At 32.6% G+C, this 18,320-nt stretch carries 19 protein-coding genes; 8 read left to right on the top strand and 11 right to left on the bottom strand.

The window, feature by feature from the left end:
• Positions 1-99 precede the first annotated feature (99 nt).
• Positions 100-2,259 (bottom strand): tetratricopeptide repeat protein, encoded by a 2,160-nt coding sequence (locus tag C1S72_RS01300; protein WP_104733874.1) that lies wholly within the window; start codon positions 2,257-2,259, stop codon positions 100-102.
• Positions 2,260-2,407: 148 nt separating this feature from the next.
• Here C1S72_RS01300 and C1S72_RS01295 point away from each other — a divergent pair, with 148 nt between their 5' ends.
• From C1S72_RS01295 to C1S72_RS01285, 3 genes are all read left to right on the top strand, one after another.
• The gene (locus C1S72_RS01295) at positions 2,408-2,866 is read left to right on the top strand and encodes an RNA methyltransferase (protein WP_104733873.1); all 459 of its coding nucleotides are present in this window, start codon (positions 2,408-2,410) and stop codon (positions 2,864-2,866) included.
• Complete coding sequence (locus C1S72_RS01290; protein WP_104733872.1) at positions 2,863-3,705, top strand: alpha/beta hydrolase family protein; 843 nt, start codon at positions 2,863-2,865, stop codon at positions 3,703-3,705. The genes C1S72_RS01295 and C1S72_RS01290 overlap by 4 nt, the downstream gene beginning before the upstream one ends.
• Positions 3,706-3,792: 87 nt before the next feature.
• The gene (locus C1S72_RS01285) at positions 3,793-4,392 is read left to right on the top strand and encodes an MCP four helix bundle domain-containing protein (protein WP_104733871.1); all 600 of its coding nucleotides are present in this window, start codon (positions 3,793-3,795) and stop codon (positions 4,390-4,392) included.
• Between the two features lie 44 nt (positions 4,393-4,436).
• On the opposite strand, the gene C1S72_RS01280 is transcribed toward C1S72_RS01285, so the two are convergent.
• From C1S72_RS01280 to C1S72_RS01255, 6 genes are all read right to left on the bottom strand, one after another.
• Positions 4,437-4,979, bottom strand: a complete 543-nt coding sequence (locus C1S72_RS01280; protein WP_104733870.1) for a DinB family protein — start codon at positions 4,977-4,979, stop codon at positions 4,437-4,439.
• A gap of 138 nt (positions 4,980-5,117) precedes the next feature.
• The gene (locus C1S72_RS01275; protein ID WP_162919896.1) at positions 5,118-5,486 is read right to left on the bottom strand and encodes a hypothetical protein; all 369 of its coding nucleotides are present in this window, start codon (positions 5,484-5,486) and stop codon (positions 5,118-5,120) included.
• A 138-nt stretch (positions 5,487-5,624) separates the two neighbouring features.
• A complete protein-coding gene (locus C1S72_RS01270) occupies positions 5,625-6,059 on the bottom strand; it encodes a cupin domain-containing protein (RefSeq protein WP_104733868.1) in 435 nt (144 codons plus the stop codon).
• A 50-nt stretch (positions 6,060-6,109) separates the two neighbouring features.
• On the bottom strand, positions 6,110-6,862 hold the full coding sequence (locus tag C1S72_RS01265; RefSeq protein WP_104733867.1) for a DUF6090 family protein: 753 nt from the start codon (positions 6,860-6,862) through the stop codon (positions 6,110-6,112).
• 195 nt (positions 6,863-7,057) lie between these two features.
• Positions 7,058-7,765 (bottom strand): tetratricopeptide repeat protein, encoded by a 708-nt coding sequence (locus C1S72_RS01260; protein ID WP_104733866.1) that lies wholly within the window; start codon positions 7,763-7,765, stop codon positions 7,058-7,060.
• Between the two features lie 184 nt (positions 7,766-7,949).
• Positions 7,950-8,612, bottom strand: a complete 663-nt coding sequence (locus tag C1S72_RS01255; RefSeq protein ID WP_104733865.1) for a hypothetical protein — start codon at positions 8,610-8,612, stop codon at positions 7,950-7,952.
• Between the two features lie 470 nt (positions 8,613-9,082).
• On the opposite strand from C1S72_RS01255, the gene C1S72_RS01250 reads away from it, so the two are divergent.
• Positions 9,083-9,733: a dioxygenase family protein gene (locus tag C1S72_RS01250; RefSeq protein WP_104733864.1), complete on the top strand. Its 651-nt coding sequence runs from the start codon at positions 9,083-9,085 to the stop codon at positions 9,731-9,733.
• Positions 9,734-9,800: 67 nt separating this feature from the next.
• Here the strand turns inward: C1S72_RS01250 and C1S72_RS01245 are convergent, their stop codons facing one another.
• Positions 9,801-10,505, bottom strand: coding sequence for a hypothetical protein (locus C1S72_RS01245; RefSeq protein WP_162919895.1), 705 nt, complete (start codon positions 10,503-10,505; stop codon positions 9,801-9,803).
• 169 nt (positions 10,506-10,674) lie between these two features.
• Between C1S72_RS01245 and C1S72_RS01240 the strand changes: the two genes are divergently transcribed.
• Positions 10,675-11,739 (top strand): DUF3667 domain-containing protein, encoded by a 1,065-nt coding sequence (locus C1S72_RS01240; RefSeq protein ID WP_104733862.1) that lies wholly within the window; start codon positions 10,675-10,677, stop codon positions 11,737-11,739.
• Here C1S72_RS01240 and uvrA read toward each other — a convergent pair.
• Entirely contained in the window at positions 11,736-14,522 is a 2,787-nt protein-coding gene (gene uvrA, locus C1S72_RS01235) for an excinuclease ABC subunit UvrA (protein WP_104733861.1), read from the bottom strand. The two genes, C1S72_RS01240 and uvrA, sit on opposite strands and share 4 nt — an antisense overlap.
• Positions 14,523-14,760: 238 nt before the next feature.
• Between uvrA and C1S72_RS01230 the strand changes: the two genes are divergently transcribed.
• Entirely contained in the window at positions 14,761-15,345 is a 585-nt protein-coding gene (locus C1S72_RS01230; RefSeq protein WP_104735744.1) for an RNA polymerase sigma factor, read from the top strand.
• A gap of 59 nt (positions 15,346-15,404) precedes the next feature.
• On the top strand, positions 15,405-15,551 hold the full coding sequence (locus tag C1S72_RS14370; protein WP_162919894.1) for a hypothetical protein: 147 nt from the start codon (positions 15,405-15,407) through the stop codon (positions 15,549-15,551).
• Positions 15,552-15,588: 37 nt separating this feature from the next.
• Here the strand turns inward: C1S72_RS14370 and C1S72_RS01225 are convergent, their stop codons facing one another.
• Complete coding sequence (locus tag C1S72_RS01225) at positions 15,589-16,245, bottom strand: endonuclease III domain-containing protein (RefSeq protein ID WP_104733860.1); 657 nt, start codon at positions 16,243-16,245, stop codon at positions 15,589-15,591.
• Positions 16,246-16,280: 35 nt separating this feature from the next.
• Between C1S72_RS01225 and bcp the strand changes: the two genes are divergently transcribed.
• Complete coding sequence (gene bcp, locus C1S72_RS01220) at positions 16,281-16,733, top strand: thioredoxin-dependent thiol peroxidase (protein ID WP_104733859.1); 453 nt, start codon at positions 16,281-16,283, stop codon at positions 16,731-16,733.
• 54 nt (positions 16,734-16,787) lie between these two features.
• Here the strand turns inward: bcp and C1S72_RS01215 are convergent, their stop codons facing one another.
• Positions 16,788-18,245 (bottom strand): nicotinate-nucleotide adenylyltransferase, encoded by a 1,458-nt coding sequence (locus C1S72_RS01215; protein ID WP_104733858.1) that lies wholly within the window; start codon positions 18,243-18,245, stop codon positions 16,788-16,790.
• Between the last annotated feature and the right edge of the window lie 75 nt (positions 18,246-18,320).

Here is an 18,320-nt window from a genome sequence, read left to right as displayed (position 1 = left end):
ACATTAGAAAACAAACAACGTGCCAAAAATTAATTTACAGAAATTGTCGACTTACCTTTCAGAAGTGTTTTTGTTTGTAAATAACTAAACATCAATGTTTTATTGTAGCCCTTGTAGAATTTGATTACTTAAATCTGTTTTACCTTGTTCTTTATAAACTAAGGCTAATAGATATTGATAATCTCCATTTCCTGGTTGAATGGCTATGGCTTTTTTAATAAACTGTTCTGCTAGCTTATAGTTTTTATTTTGATAATAATAAGTAGAAATATTATAAAGTGATCGTGTATCATCAGGATTTAATTCAACAGCATATTGGAGGTCAGCGATGGCGTTATCTGGTTTATTCAGCTCAAAGTATATCAAACCACGTAAATAATAAGCACGACTCATTTCAGGTACTTTATCAATAAGTAGGTTGAGCGTTTCTAGAGCCTTTTGTGAGTTTCCTATTTGGCTATAAGTAGTAGCCAAATTACTGTAAACAGGAATCAAAAGACTATCTTTTTTTAAGGCTATTTGATAATGATAAATAGCTTCATTATACTGTTTTTTCTTATTGTAATAATCGCCCAATTGTAATCTTCCAGTAGAAAAATCAGCATTAACACGAAGCATAGTCTCTAATTCTCCTTGAGCTTTGGTTAAATCCGATTGATTCAAGGTAGTCAGCATATTCAAATCCAATCCAGTTAATAATTGTGCAGCAGCAACACGAACCATTTTGGTTGTATCTGAAAGACGTTTTGAAGCAACTTCAACTCGTAATTCTGGAGGTGCCACATCAAACTTTTGTAAGGTGTTAAATCGTACTAATGATGATGGATCTTCTAAACGACTTAAAAGTGTTTGATACTGATCTTCGGTAACAATATCTAAATTATCTATAGCGGTTGCTCTAGCAATAGCTGGATAATCCAGATTGTTGATAAAAGCATTTACCTGACTTATCTCTTCAGAAGACAATGAAGCTTTACTACTTACTAATAAATATTTTGAAAAATGATCTGCTCGCTCGTTACCATACCAGCTTTTTATCTTTTGGGAAGCCCAAGCAGGACTTTTATCACTATGGCAATTATTACAGGCATTAGGTGTGTTGAACATGATACTTTGGTCAGGTCTTGGCACTCTAAAGCTATGATCACGTCTAAAATCATTTCCCATGTATGTTTTACCAGTCATATGACAATTAATACATTGAGATCCTTCGGTATCACTTTCATGAAAATGATGACTTGGCGTATTATATTTAGGCTCATGGCATTGCAAACAAAGGTTATTACCTTTCATTTTTATTTCAAGTGTATGTGCATTATGGCAATCAGTACAGGTGACATCTTGATGATACATTTCTGATTGTAAAAAGGAGCCAAAAACATAATCCTCTTCCATAATTTGACCATCACCATGATAAAAATCGGTTGATAAGTTTTGCAGTATGTATTGGTTCTCAAATGAAATATTTGGCTCTAAAGTTTCTGTCAATTTTGTACGCCTAGCGTGGCAAGGTGCACAGCTATTCATTTGATTTAGTTGGGTATCAAGAGAAATGAGATACGTGTCCTTACTCGCATTACCATTTGCCGATTTAGCCCAATTTACATGTTTTTGTGCAGGACCATGACAAGACTCACAGCTCACGTTTATTGATGAGTAGGTTGTATTATAACTATCGCCTTCAACATTATAATTTTTTTCCAGATTTGTGGAATGGCACTCGGCACACATAGTATTCCAGTTTTGTGAAACACCAGTCCAGTGCAACCAGTCATGTGGACTAATAGTATCTCCAGGATATTGATGATACCAACGTTTTTTATTAGTATCCCAGCTCACACGCAACACCTGCTTTTTTCCATCTTCAAAATCTACCAAATACTGTTGGAGTGGTTCCACACCAAACGTATAACCAATTATATAGGTATTTTCATCACCATTAATTTCTTTTGTTTTAACTACATAATCATCACCCTTTTGCGTGAAATAGTAAGTCACTGCATCAAGTGTTATTTCAATATTATTAAAATCACCTAAAACAGTTGAATCGTTCGCTACTTGCATAGCTAGATCATGATGTGAACCTTTCCAGTCATCATAGGCTTTTGAATGGCATGCAGCACACTGCTTATCACCAATATAGCCATTTGTTGCCATCAAGTTAGTAGCAGTTTTATTTTGATTAGGGATATCTACAGTTTTATCATTTTTACATGCAAGAATTACTAATAGCAGAAGAAATAGGATAATTTTATGCATGCGTATATTTTATGCGAAATTATGATATGATTAAAAACAAATGTAGCAATTTTTTAATCTTTCAAGAGACTTTTTATAGTTATCTAAAAGAGACTATTTTTTCACATTTCAAATATAGTAAACCCCTTTAATTATTTATTTTTGTGACATGGTTGATAATTTCACAAATGAATTCTTTGGAATTGGTATTCAAAATGGGAAAACACCGGAAAACCTAGGTGTTCTTTGGCGTTCTGCTCAAAATTTAGGAGCTAGTTTTATTTTTACAATAGGTAATCGCTATGCCAAGCAGGCTTGTGATACACATAATGCTGTAAAAGCAATGCCTTATTTTCACTATGATACTTTTGATGAATTTTTTAATAATCTTCCTAAAGGTGCAAGAATAGTAGGTTTGGAGTTTTCAGATGAAGCCCAAGATTTAGAAACATTTTCACATCCTAGGCGTTGTGTTTATTTACTAGGAGCTGAAGATCATGGCTTATCAAAACAAGCCATTGAAAAAAGTCATTACCTAGTGAAATTTAAATCTGAATTAAGTTTAAATGTATCCGTCGCTGGCAGCATTGTAATGTATGATAGAAATCTAAACAAACCACGGTCATGATTCTTAAAAACCAAGTGCTAGAACGAAAAGATAATAAGTCCATTGTTTGGGATGCCTATTTCCATAAGAATAGTCAGAAAAAACCTTTAGTCATTTTTTGCCATGGTTATAAAGGCTTTAAGGATTGGGGAGCCTGGCATTTTGTGGCACAAGAATTCTTAAAGGCTAATATGTTTTTTGTGAAGTTTAATTTTTCTCACAATGGTGGAACAATTGATAACCCAATTGATTTTCCAGATTTAGAGGCTTTTGCTGAAAACAATTATTCCAAAGAATTAGATGATCTTGATGCTGTACTTAATTATTTTACACCCAATAATAACAACTATAGTGGTGAGATAGATCAGTCAAATATCGTCATTATTGGGCATTCTAGAGGTGGAGGCATAGCCGTTATAAAGGCTAGTGAAGATAATAGAATTGGCAAGTTGATTACTTGGGCAGGCGTTTGTGATTTTGCTAAACGTACAGCTACTGTGGGAGATTTGGAACAGTGGAAAAAAGATGGCGTTAAATATGTTTTAAATGGTAGAACAAAACAGCAAATGCCACATAATTATCAATTCTATGAAGATTTTGAGGCCAATCAAGACCGATTAAACATTGAAAAAGCTATAAAAAAGATAACAATTCCAACATTAATTATCCATGGAACTAGCGATACTTCGGTATTGTACAAAGAAGCCGAAAATTTACATGAATGGCATACTCATAGTGTTCTTTTTCCTGTAAAAAATGCCGATCATGTTTTCAATTCGAAACATCCGTGGGAGGATGATAAATTGCCACAAGAACTCCAGGAAGTAGTTAGTGAAACCGTGTCTTTTATTATGAATTGAATTAATTAAATAAAGCCATTTATTATCATATATTTTTTAAGTTTTAATTATATTTAGAAGTATCATTAATCATTAAATAAACCAAATATGGCGTTTTATAATAAAGCAAAATGGGTATTAGGCATCTTGATAGTATTTGTGTTGATTGTCACAACCAATTTAATTGATAGAAATAATTTTATACGTGTAAAAGATTCTGTCACAACTATTTATGAAGATAGACTTATAGCAAAAGATATTATTTTTGATATGTCTAAATTGATACATGAAAAAGAAGTAGCCATTGTAAGCACTGATAGTGTACTTTTTAATTCGAGTAATAAGGTAGTTAATAATAGTTTACAGGAATTACTATTAAAATTTGAGCAAACTAAATTAACAAAAGAAGAGAATCAGATTTTTAGTAATCTCAAGGAAGATGTTTTGGTATTGAAAGGACTAGAAGACAACTATTTGCAAGATAAACGCATTAATAAGTCCAAATATCTCAATCAAATTAAGGTTGTAAAAGGCGATTTAAATTACCTATCTGATATTCAGATTGATGAGGGTAAAAGGCAAATGTTCATTAGCAAGAAAGCCATTGACACTGTTGAACTTTTTACTCAAATAGAAATATACTTGCTCATATTTCTCGCCATTGTTATTCAAATTATAATTATGTATAAGCCTAAAGAAAAAGCTTAATTAAGCTTCTTTATGAGCTATCTGTGATTTTTTACCCAGTTTACTTACTGATATAAAACGTATCTAGGCGGCTTTATACCATTTAATCGCATATACACTAGCATTTGTCCTCTATGATGTGTTATATGGTCAGCAAGTAACAAGAAGATTTGCCGTTTCGTTCTATTTAAACCTAAATAGTCTAATCTATCATTGAATTTATTGGTATTAAAACGCCTTATAAATTTTATAGTTTCATCAAAAGTCTTATTAACAGCTGCTAGCATCTCTTGTTTCGATTTATTTGCCACTTTAAGTTCAGTATCTGTTTCCCAATTTCTTGCCTTTCGGTCACCTAATAAGGTTTGACAATGCCAATCCATGGCCCAAGCAATATGCATTAAATTTTCTGCAAAGCTCATAGATTCTGGTGATGCTTTAAAGTTATACTGTTCTTCCGGCATGTTTTCAGCAACAAGAATTAAGTATTTGCGTGAATTTTCTAATCGCTCCAAATAGTCGTTTATAAAATCATTTTGTTGTGCAAATGATTGCATAGTAACTGAAGACAAGATTACGGTTAAGGTCAGAATGGATAAATGTTTCATTTTGTTATCGTTTCTTATTTATAGTGAATAATGTTGTTTATTATTGGTTTTTAGTTTCATAACTAATTTAGCGAATCGACTAGAATTGCAACACTAAAAAAACAAAAACAATGAACTTTCAATGACGTTAGTCGGTTTTTATTTTTTATTTATAGTCAAATAATAATTCCAATTTATTAAATCCGTTTTCAGTCGGTAATTTTCAATTTTCATTTTTCTTGGTAACGGAATACTGTCAAAATTTATTGATTTGTCAGAATACTTTAGAAAAATTGAGTCCGATTCTATTTTTGCATTACCAAAATAGTGTTCAGGGCGAAAAAGTCCTTGACGGTTTATTCTAAATCTATTGTCGATTAATAATACGAATTCAATACCACCGATTTGAGACTCTTGATATGCTATAATTTTTACCTTTTCCGAGTTGGAGTCAAAATCATTTTTTTCATTTCCACAACTAAATATTGTCATTAGGGCAAATACACAAAAGATTAAATTAGGATTCATTTTCTTAAATTGGCTACAGTGTTTAGGCTATAATTCTGCAGGAATTGTTCGCTTTAGGAATCATGCATTAAAAAATAGTTTTTTTGTATAGTAGGAAGTAACAATAAACTATTACCATTGTTAGCAACAGTAGTTTATTTAAACGAATTTCAAATTATATTTTCCGCAAATAGCAGTAACCTTTTCCATGTCAGGTGGTCCGGCAGGCAATTCTGATAATTCTTCAAACATGCCTTCCAATCCAGCTGGAAAAATGCTCAACATGGCTTTGGCTTTTTCTTCTCCAACTACTCGCCATGCGTGTGGAATCCCTCTTGGGCAAAAGATCATATCGCCAGCAGATAAAGTTGTTGATTCTGCACCAATCATCATTTCTACTTTACCTGTCAATACGTGAAATACTTCATCTTCATTCTCATGTACATGAGGTGGAATTCCCATTCCAGGTTCGTTATGTTGCTCAATCAGGGTAAATTGGCCATTGGTATCTTTTGATGACAGTTTGATAATTTGATTATCACCCATCACATTTAACTTGTGACCAGCATCATTTTTTATAATTCTTGGTTTCATTTTAAGAAAAAGGTTTTTATAGTTTCCAAAGGCTTTGGGCTTTTATTATTTTATTTGTCCAACAGTATCTTTATATATTCTAAATATTCTTGTAAGTAATTATAGCGGTCTAGTATTTCTTGAGAATAGTAAATTCTGTAATCTAATAAATTTTCAAATTCTCTGTCGTTTAAAATGTCATTATAATTATGGTTATGTAATTTTGAATATCCTATTTTCTTTCTATAATTACTATCGTTATTAGAAGCAATATTTCTTCCATTTGAGTTTTTATAAAAATAGGGGACAACAAAATTTAGGTTATCACCATTTGCTACTGTTTCACGTTGCTCTAAAGTTTCATTTATGGTAGTAAGTTTGTAAAGTGCAACTCTTAAGGAATCGTTTTTTAGGGATGCAATTTCGCCATTATCTTGGGCTTCTGATAATGTATTCATATCAAGACCAAGATGATAATCAATTAGCAACATACTCATTTTTTTGTCTAGTAGTTCAAAGTCAAATTCTTCAAATGGTTTTCCAATCATGTGCATAAGACTAGTCATATTATCCATCTGGATTTTAATGTAATCTATTCTGTTCTTTGTCTGTTGAATATTTTGACTAATCTGGTTTTGCAAACGAATAGTTAAGTTTTCTGATTTACGTTGTTGTTTATTAGCCTCATTCCAATTATTGATTTGTAATGCAATTAAAATACCAATAACTACAAGTATGATTTCACCAACAGCATAAATGAGATACTTGCTGAATTTATTTCTAGAGAGTAACTTATGTCTAATTTTTCTAAAGAATTTTATCATTGGTTAGCGGTTTCTAGTAATGAAGCATAACTGTTTATGTCTGATTTTTAGCACGGTTTTGCACATAATTTAGCAAGTACATACGAACTGAAAATCCGTAGGATTTTAGAAGTATTAATCGAACCAAGTTAAATATACAGTTTTCTGGTTTAGCATTAAGCGAGCAATGGATTATAGTTGTTGTTTTAGCCGTCTTTAGTTACATTTTTCATTCAGTTCTATTTCATAAGATTCAGTAACATTTGGATTGTTCATCTTTTTTGCTTTATCAAGCAATTCCTTGGCTTCATTACAATCACCAATGTACATTTTTACAATTGAAAGTTTATAAATTGTATTTGAATCCTTTTTATCAAAATCAAGTGATTTTTCTAAATATTCATTCGCTTTTACAAGGAATTCATTAGAATTTTCTTTTCCATTTTCTAAACTTTCATAATAGTCACCGAGATATGTTGTGCCATAATCCGTTAATATTTTAGGGTGTTTTGGGTTAAGTTCCAATCCTTTGTCATACTGTTCACGAGCTTTTTTCATAGCACCAAGGTTGAAGAAAATTGTTCCAAATCCATAATAGGCATCGGCATTTTTGGGATTTAACATAAATGCTTGATTAAATCGACGCATTGCAGTAATGAAATCTCCTTTATCATACAAATAAGTAAAACCTAAATCACTCATTTTTTTACTCGCAGAGATTGTGTCGCTTTTATAATATTCCAAAATGTCTTTTTTGAAATTTTCATCATCTGCTTTTTGAGATTCAGTTTTTTCAACGTTTCCATATTCAGGTTGTAAACTTATATCGTTATCTGCCATTGCAGTCCATTTTTCATAATTACTATTTTGAGCAAATGAGAAAAACGTAATTAAAATTAGAACGACTAATAATTTTATCTTCATAATTTTTGGTTTAAATGGCACACTAAGGATTTGTGTGTGATTTTGTTGCGTGTTTCAGTAACTAATAGCAAATACAAAACAAATAGAAAATCCGCGAAACTCGAGCGTAGCGAACTGGCGCAAGCAATTTTCCGAGTAGGTGTATAAAAGTAATTACTTATAGCCACTGTTGTGCGCATTTTTTTTAATAATTATACATATCTAATTCATCAAAATCTTTTATTTCAGACAGTTTGATTAGATTTTCTATTTCAATTGTATTCCAAGTTTCTTTAAATGTTTCATCTCCTCCTTCTGCATTTTCATTGGTGTTTTCTTTTACTAATTTCTTTTTTGTTAAGAAATTAATACTTGTTACTGTATTTGCTACTGGTCCACGATTGCTGCTTGAATCGTATCCAATTAATTCAAAGTTTGAGTTTTGAAACCTGAATGTGTATTCCCAATATCCATACCTTCCGTATCCATAATGAACGCACAATTTTTCGTTTTTAATCTCAATCCATAAATCAGGTGGAAAATAAACTCCACCATCTTCATTTTCTGAAGAAAAGCAATTGTAATTTTTGTCTGCAAGTTGATAACCTTCCTCATTTTTGAATAAGACAACAATTCCACGTCTATTTCTGTCAACTTTTTTATCAAAGCGATTGGTAACAATGTTAGTTGTATCAGTCTTTTTGATTATTAGTACACAGTCTTTAAGTCCATCTTTATTTAAGTCTCCATAATATTTTTCAAATTCTACATATCCTTCTGGAATAAAGTCAGATGGTTCTTTATCCTGTCCTTTGCAACTCAAAATAGTAAGAAGAAAAAAAGGTAATATTTTTAAAATTTTGTTCATTCAGAATTCAACTTCTATCTGTTGGTTTAAATTGCCCACAACGTATGTATAAACACCAGTATGTTTATTATTATATATGTATACCAAAAAGGTGTCCTTTTGCACCCAAATCGGGAGTATATGATTACTAGTGGGTTCATGCCACTACCCAAATCTAATCATTTTAAAACATTTTTCATATAACGCATCACTGCATAATGTGCTTTATGACCCACCTATATTGTTTCCCTATAGTTAAAGTATGGCTAGTGTATGGCTAGTGTATGGAAGTCATCGATTTTTCTTACAAAATGTAAGCACATGGCTTTTTTGAGATAAGCCCTAGTTAGGCCGTAGTTAAGTCCTATATAAGTCGTTTGTAAGTTCTGTCAGAACCATGAAAACATGCTTAAAGGATGTTAATTAACAGTATTTTACCACAATCCAATGGTGCTTATTTGTAATTTTCATACAAACTAAATTACAAGGCTATGGGTTCTACAGCAATAAAAATAAGTATCGTGTTTAGTTTAAGCCTTTTGGTACTATCCTGTCAAGGGCAAACCAAACCAACGCACACCACAAACGCCATTGTTGGTGGTCCTTTTGAAAACCGTGACTTTATGTTTATTGGGATACCCAAAAATATAAAAGCAACAGATACCAGTCCAGGTTGGAATCAAGAAGGGCAGAAGCTACTCATTTCTGGGACTATCTACAAAAAGGATGCTAAAACACCAGCACCAGATGTTATTCTTTATTATTACCATACTGATATTTATGGTAACTATGCAACTACAGATAATCTTAATAAACAAGCATCTAGACATGGTTATATTCGTGGTTGGGTAAAAACCAATACTTACGGTAAATACGCCATTTATACGGTTAAACCAGCTAGTTATCCTAATAGCAACATTATGGCTCATATTCATCCAACCATAAAAGAGCCAGATGTTGATAATCCTTACTATATAGATGAATGGGTTTTTGAAGACGATCCCTTTCTAACCCAATCACAACGGAACAACATGCGTAATCGTGGCGGAAATGGGGTTTTGAAAACAACAGCAAGAGGCAATTTATTAGTCGCTAAACATGATATTATACTAGGATTGAATATTCCCAATTATCCAGATTAATAAACATAAAAAAGCCAATTAATCACAAATGACTAATCGGCTTTTTAGTAGATAACTATAGGTTAAGTTACTTGAGCTTTTTCTGTTTTTTCACTTTTCCGTTTTGTTTATAATAATAAAAGTCTTCATCGGTATTCCAGTCATCATCCCAATTATTACCATGAGTATCAAAATGACTATTATGATTAGTCGTGCAACCAAATGCACCACAAACGCCACACATGTTACTAAACGGATTTACAAAACCAAACGTGCTCATAATTTCTCCAAAGCGGTTGTATTGTACTGTTAGGCCTCCAACACGCGTGAGTAAGCCAGAACGTCTGTTGTATTGCATATAGACAGAGCCTGCACGCTTAATTTTACCAAAGCGGTCATAATTAATAAACACATTGCCAATGCGTCTTACTTTACCATCTCTATCATGCTGAATAATCACACCGCGATCTCTTGGTGTTGAAAAGTGAACACGACTTACAGTTCCTGGTGCACCAAATATTGAATTAACCGAGCCTCTTCTTGTAATGGTGGTTGAACTTCTGTAGTAATAGTTATCACTATAAGGTGCATTATTTACCACATTGGTGTTAAAATCAAAACTACCATCTGGAAAAATCATAAATTCCACACCACGCTCTACAAACAAAATAGGTTGTGCATAACGATAGCGTGTAATTAAATCTTCACCTGAACTTGCAGAATAGTTTTCTGTTGCGGTTACAGCTGTTAATCCCATTAACAACACTGTAAATAAAAGTACTTGTTTTTTCATAATACTAGGATTTAAGATTTTGCCTACTCATTAGCTTTTCGGCTTACGCTATACCTATTTGAAATACCAATTGTCATGCCAAAATTATAAAGAACTGATATGCAGCAACATAATGTTGCGCTGAATGTAGATTGTTTTTTATAATTTTATAAAAACTTCTATTTAGTTTATGGCAAGCGACCAATCAACTTGTAAAAATTGTGAAAGCGAATTTGAAAAAGGCTTTGAATTTTGTCCGCATTGTGGACAAAAAGTAAATGACGAATTAACTATAGGCGTATTGTTTTACAATACTATTAGTAATTACTTTTCTTTTGATGCGCGCTTTTTTAAGAGTTTTATTCCGTTGATGATCAAACCAGGCTATTTGGCCAAAAAGTTTCTTGAAGGCAAAAGACTATTGTATTTACATCCAGCCCAGATGTATTTATTTATTTCTGTTATTTTTTTCTTTTTGTTTTCGTTTGTAGCCAGAGAGCAGGAGGAGAGTATTGATAAGGCTTTGAAAGGCAGTTTTGAAAAAGCAAAAAAGGTAGCAGATACACTTTCGGAAAAAGGATTAGATTCTGCTCAAGTAGCTAAATTAATGGCGCCTTATGAAGCAAACAAAGATAAGTTAGGATTACCTGAAGAGGAAATAAAAGAGTTGGATTCTATTATAAAAAAAGGAGGTAATACGAAACCTAATATGAATTTTGGCTTTGATGAAAATAAAATCGATTCATTAATTGATGCTGGTGCTTCAGATAAGGCTATATATAAAGAAATGGGAATGGATGATGATGCTGGTTACTTCTCTAAACGATTCTATGCGCAAATGCTCAAATTTTATAAAACCAAAAGTGGTGGCTCCATACTTAAGGCCTTTTATGACACCATTCCAATTGCCATGTTTTTTTTACTACCAATTTTTGCCTTAATACTGAAACTCTTTTATTACAGAAAAGGACGCTATGCTTATCATTTAGTATTTAGTTTTTACTTTTTCTCCTTTTTATTTACAGTATTTAGTATCCTGTTGCTTTTAAATTTTGCTTGGGAAGCATTTCCTGGCTGGATTACAACACTTATAATTTTATCTGTGTTTATTTATTTATTTCTAGCCTTAAAACGATTTTATAACCAAGGATGGTTTTTAAGTTTTTTCAAGTGTAGTTTGGTGACCTTTACCTTTTTTGTCTTTTTGTTCCCGGCGTCATTGGCGGTACTTTTTGTAGCCTTTTTGTCGTATTAAAGTTTTGACTTTAAATATTGCCCTGTAATAGAGTTTTTGTTTTTTACGATGTCTTCTGGAGTGCCTTCGGCTATGAGATTACCACCTCGTTTACCACCTTCAGGACCTAAATCAATTATATAATCGGCACATTTTATCAATTCCAAGTTGTGCTCAATAACAATAATAGAATGCCCTTTACCAATAAGTGCTTGGAAAGATTTTAATAGCTTTTGAATATCATGAAAATGCAAGCCTGTAGTTGGTTCATCAAAAATAAATAGGGTATTAGCACCTTTCGTCTCTTTTCCTAAAAAGCTAGCCAGTTTTATACGTTGTGCCTCACCACCCGAAAGGGTAGAGGAGCTTTGTCCTAATGTTACATAACCTAAACCAACATCTTGAAGTGGTTGTAATTTACCTTGAATCTTGGATTGCTGATTATTTGAAAAAAATTCAATGGCATCATCAATAGTTAGGTTTAAAATGTCATCAATGGTTTTACTCTCAAACGTTACTTCTAGGACTTCCTTTTTAAAGCGTTTCCCATTACAAGTCTCACAAGTAAGATGCACATCGGCCATAAATTGCATTTCAATAGTCACTTCACCTTCACCTTTACAAGTTTCGCAGCGACCACCATCTACATTAAACGAAAAGTGCTTGGCTTGATAATTACGAATTTTGCTCAATTTTTGACTGGCATAAAGCGCACGAATATCATCATAGGCTTTAATATAAGTTACAGGGTTGGAGCGTGATGAACGACCAATAGGATTTTGGTCAACAAATTCAATGTGCTCAATATTACTGAAATTACCTTTCAGTTCAGAAAATTGCCCTGCTTTATCACTAAAATCAGTTAGTTTCTTTTGAATGGCAGGATATACTATCTTTTTTATCAATGTACTTTTTCCGCTTCCAGAAACACCAGTGACAACGGTTAGCATACCCAAAGGTAAGGTAACATCAATATTTTTTAGGTTATTCTCCTTGGCACCAACAATCTCAACCGCATATTTTGATGTACGACGCTTATCAGGAACTTCAATTTTAAGAGTTTCATTTAAGTATTGTGCTGTAAGTGAATCCGAATTTAAAATATCTGAATAAGTGCCAGTGGCTACAACATTTCCGCCATAAGTTCCAGCTTCAGGGCCTATATCAATAATCTCATCTGCAGCTTGCATAATATCTTCATCATGCTCAACCACAATTACGGTATTTCCTAAATCACGAAGAGCTTTTAAAACACCTATTAATCGTTCTGTATCCTTTGGATGCAAACCAATACTAGGTTCGTCAAGAATATACATTGACCCAACTAAACTACTGCCAAGGGAAGTGGCTAAATTTATACGTTGACTCTCACCACCTGATAGAGTGTTTGACTTCCGGTTTAAGGTTAAATAGTTTAAGCCTACGTTGGTTAAATAGGAGAGACGATTTTTAATCTCTTTTAATAACCTATTTGCGATGTTTAAATCGTTGTCTGATAACTCTAATTGATTAAAAAACAGACTTAATTCGTCAATGGGCATATCAACCAAATCAGTAATTGTTTTTCCGCCAACCATAACATAATTAGCTTCAGGTCTTAAACGCTTTCCGTGGCAAGTTTTGCATTTTGTTTTACCGCGATAACGTGATAACATTACCCGATTCTGAATTTTATAAGCTTTAGATTCTAATTCAGCGAAAAAGCTATTTAGGCCTTCAAAATACGCATTACCATCCCAAATTAACTGTTTGTGTTCATCACTCAACTCAAAATAAGGTTTGTGTATTGGAAAATCGAATTTATGGGAGTTATTGACCAATTGATCGCGATACCAGCTCATGCTTTCACCACGCCAAGGAAAAAGTGCATTTTCATAAACTGATAACCCTGTATTAGGTATTACCAGATCTTCATCAATGCCAATAACATCACCATATCCTTCACATTTTGGACAAGCACCATAGGGATTGTTAAAACTAAAAAGATGTACGTTTGGTTCTAAAAACGTCATGCCATCTAATTCAAAAGCATTACTAAATGACTTTTGCTTATTGTTTGATAGTTGCTCAATAATGCATGTACCTTTACCTTCAAAAAACGCTGTTTGAATAGCATCTGCTAGACGGTTGTAAAAGTCTTCGTCATCTTTTTTAATAATCCTATCAACAACTAGAAATAAATCATTTTTATTGATTGCATCTATATTCGCTTCATCTATTCTAATGATATCATCTTTAGCTTTTATCCTTGCATAGCCTTGCTGATTTAGTACTTTTAGTTTATCTGATAATTTTCGACCTTCTTCCAAAAGTACTGGAGCAAGAAGCAAAAGTTTGTCGCCTTCAGCAAGTGTTTTTAAATAGTTTAAAACATCAGTTACGGTATCTTTTTTTACCTCATTACCTGATTTTGGTGAATAGGTCTTGCCAATTCGCGCATACAATAATTTTAGATAATCATATATTTCTGTTGACGTTCCAACTGTTGAGCGTGGGTTGGTTGAATTCACTTTCTGCTCAATAGCAATAGCTGGTGCAATACCCTTTATGAAATCTACTTTAGGTTTATTCAAACGACCTAAAAATTGGCGTGCGTAACTCGAAAGACTTTCAACATAACGTCTTTGACCTTCAGCATATAAGGTGTCAAAAGCCAAACTGGACTTACCAGAACCCGATAAACCCGTAATAACTACTAACTTATTTCTAGGAATGACAACATCAATATTTTTTAGGTTATGCAGTTTAGCACCTTTTATTATGATGTTTTCTTTTGGGTTTACTTCTGAAATATTAGTAATCATAGGGTTTTACGCAAGATAATTTGGCAAAGATACTACAAGTAATTCATCTTAAAAAATGGATTGTTTTATAATATTTTGTGTAAAAAATTAATTTTTTTTTGCTTTTTTGGAATGAATGTTGTTATATTTGAACTGTATTATTCTAAAAATCACGATAGTAGCCTATAAGCAAAACATTACTTTTTAAAATTTTTTAACCCCAACCCAGAAGCTATATTCTGGAAAAAAAGTAATGATTATGCAACACGAACTTATCACTGATGCTACTTTAGTTTCTAATTACATAAAAGGAGACGAGCGTGCTATTGAAATTTTAATCAATAGGCACAAACAACGTGTTTACAGCTTTATCTACTCAAAAGTTTTTGACAGAGATGTTGCTGAAGATATTTTTCAAGATACCTTTATTAAAGTTATTAAAACCCTCAAACTCGGCAAGTATAATGAGGAAGGTAAGTTTTTACCTTGGGTTATGCGTATTTCTCATAATTTGGTCATTGATTTCTTTAGAAAAAATAACCGCATGCCTAAATTTAGTAATACGGGAGACTTTAATATATTTTCAGTTTTAAGTGATTCATCTTTAGATGCTGAAAAGAGTATTATAAAAAATCAGGTAGAAAAAGATGTTCGTCGTGTTATTGAAGAGTTACCTGATGATCAAAAAGAGGTGCTAATTATGCGTATGTATAACGATATGAGCTTTAAGGAAATATCAGAGAAAACAGGCGTTAGTATCAATACAGCTCTAGGAAGAATGCGTTATGCATTAATAAACATGCGTAAAATAATTGACAAGCATAATATAGTTTTAACAAATTAATACAATAAATAAAAAATATGAACGTTAAGTAAAGTATTAAGAACCAAATAATCAATTAAATGGCAAAACTTTACTCTAAACAAAATCCTCAAAAACAACTTAATCTAAACCCAAAAGAAGAAACGGTTAATTTTCTTCTTAATTATTCGAAGGCTTTAAGTGTTATAAATTGTAATAAGATGAAGTTTGAAGCACTTCTCAACTAAACTTTGAAAAAGTCCTGATTAGTCTCAGGACTTTTTTTTATTTCTTTTTTGAATAATAGTCTTTGAGTACTGTCTTTCTTCCTATAGTTTTGGTAATCACATCTTTTTCCAAATCCCAACCCCTTGCAGGTGAGTATTCACGACCATACCAGATAATTTGTAAATGTAAATCATTCCAAAGTTCTCTTGGGAATAAGCGTTTAGCGTCTTTTTCTGTTTGAACAACATTTTTCCCATTAGTAAAACCCCAACGATACATAAGCCTGTGTATGTGCGTATCAACAGGAAAAGCAGGAATACCAAAAGCTTGGGATAAAACTACAGCTGCTGTTTTATGACCAACAGCTGGTAATTCTTCTAATTCCTCATAGGTTTGTGGAACTTCACCATTATGTTTATCAATTAAAATTTTAGAAAGACCATAAATCCCTTTGCTTTTCATTGGTGACAAGCCGACAGGTTTAATAATTTCTCTGATTTCTTCAACTGATAGCTTAATCATATCATAAGGATTATCTGCCTTTGCAAACAATAAGGGTGTGATTTGATTGACGCGTACATCTGTACTCTGTGCTGACATAAGAACAGCAATTAACAAGGTATATGGGTCTTTATGCTCTAAAGGAATAGGAATGGTTGGATATAGCGTGTTTAACGTTTTTATAACGAAATCTACCTTTTCTTGCTTGGTCATATGTTGTATTTTTGAAAAAACCAAAGTTAAGAATTATGACACAATTGAAACCAGGAGATAAAGCTCCAGATTTTACAGCAAAAGATGAACAAGGAAATGACATTTCTTTATCAGACTATAAAGGGAAAAAGTTGGTATTATTCTTTTACCCAAAAGCAAGCACACCAGGCTGTACAGCTGAAGCCTGTAACTTAAGCGATAATTATGAGCAGTTTAAGGAAAAAGGTTATGATATTTTAGGTGTAAGTGCTGATAGCCAAAAAAGACAGTCTAATTTTAAAAATAAATATAATTTTCCATATCCATTGTTGGCAGATGAAGACAAAACTGTAATTGAAGCTTATGGTGTTTGGGGACCAAAGAAGTTTATGGGACGAGAATATGATGGTATTCATAGAATAACATTTGTTATTGACGAGAAAGGCATAATTGAAGATGTCATTACAAAAGTTAAGACAAAGGATCATGCAAATCAGATCCTTGATTAAAATAAAAAAGCGACCTAAATATGGTCGCATTTTTTTTATTTATGATGTTTTTAATTATAAATCGTCTGGATGCATAACCTCTTCGGTTTCAAAACCAAAAAGGCTTTTCTCTTTAATTAATTTGGCAACACCTTCAGGTAACATTGACTCCCAACCGTCTTCACCTTCGCTAATCATTTTTAAGACGGTTCTTGAGAAAACAGTTAGGTTTGACGCATCATAGTCAGCAATATCTACTACTTTGCCATTATACTTGAAGAATTTATATAATTCCTTCATTCTAGGATGTACCTTTAGGTTTTCGCTGGTAGTGAGTGTACCATCATCATTCTGCATAGGATAGAGGTAAACACGTAAATCTTTAAAGAAAAGTTTACCAAAAGCTTCGAGAATACCACCACTTAAGTGACGATAATATTTCTCATCAAAAATATCTACAAGGTTGTTGACTCCCATTGCGAGTCCCATACGACTTTTAGTATATTGAGAAAAGTATTCAACGAGCTTATAATATTCTTGGAAATTTGAAATTAGAACGGTTTGACCTAAAGAACATAACAGTCTGGCACGATCCATAAAATCCTGCTCATCAATTTCACCTTCTGCTCTTAAATTGGACAATGTAATTTCAAAGACTACTTGTGTTTTATCAGCATCTACCTTATTTTCCTTTATAAACATGTCGTATGATTTTTGAAACATATCCATGTTTACTTTGGTAACTGGTCTAAAACTTCCACGTAGCGCTAAAATATTTTTTTTGTAAAGTACACGAGCTGGTAATACATTATTACCATCTGGAGCAAACATTACAGCATCCGTCATACCGTTTTTAACAAGCTGTAAGCTCATAAGTCGGTTATCAACACTTTCAAATACTGGTCCTGAAAAATTGATTGTATCAATTTCCAACTGATCCTTATCCAAATGATCGTATAGATAACGCAATAATTTTTTAGGTTCGTTATACTTATAAAACGCACCATATATAAGATTGGTTCCGAGAATGCCTAACGTTTCTTGTTGCAAGCGCGCATCGTTTTCTTTGAAGCGCAAATGCAGGGTAATTTCATTATAATCATCATCAGCATCAATCTGATATCGAATTCCTACCCAACCATGACCTTTATATTTTTTTGCAAAATCAATAGTTGCAACCGTATTTGCATAAGAGAAAAACAATTTGTGTGGATGTTTATCCCGAATTAATCGTTGCTCGATAAGTTCAATTTCATGATCCAGCATTTTACGCAATCGTGCTTCAGTGACATAACGACCATCATCTTCAATTCCATAGATAGCATCACTAAAATCCTTATCATAAGCAGACATAGCCTTGGCAATAGTACCTGAAGCACCTCCAGCTCTAAAAAACTGTCTCACAGTTTCTTGACCTGCACCAATTTCAGCAAAAGTACCGTAAATATTTTCGTTGAGATTTATACGTAGTGCTTTCGTTTTTAATGAGGGAACTTCATCAAACTCTTTATCACCTTTTAAGCTAATTTCCATTGTAAATTGGGATTAATTCTTAATTACAAAGGTATTAAATTACCATGTCAAACAAAAAAATAACCCTATTTTTGT

Source organism: Hanstruepera ponticola (assembly GCF_002940745.1).
GTDB lineage: Bacteria > Bacteroidota > Bacteroidia > Flavobacteriales > Flavobacteriaceae > Hanstruepera > Hanstruepera ponticola.
This window is presented reverse-complemented; position numbering and strand designations above follow the sequence as displayed.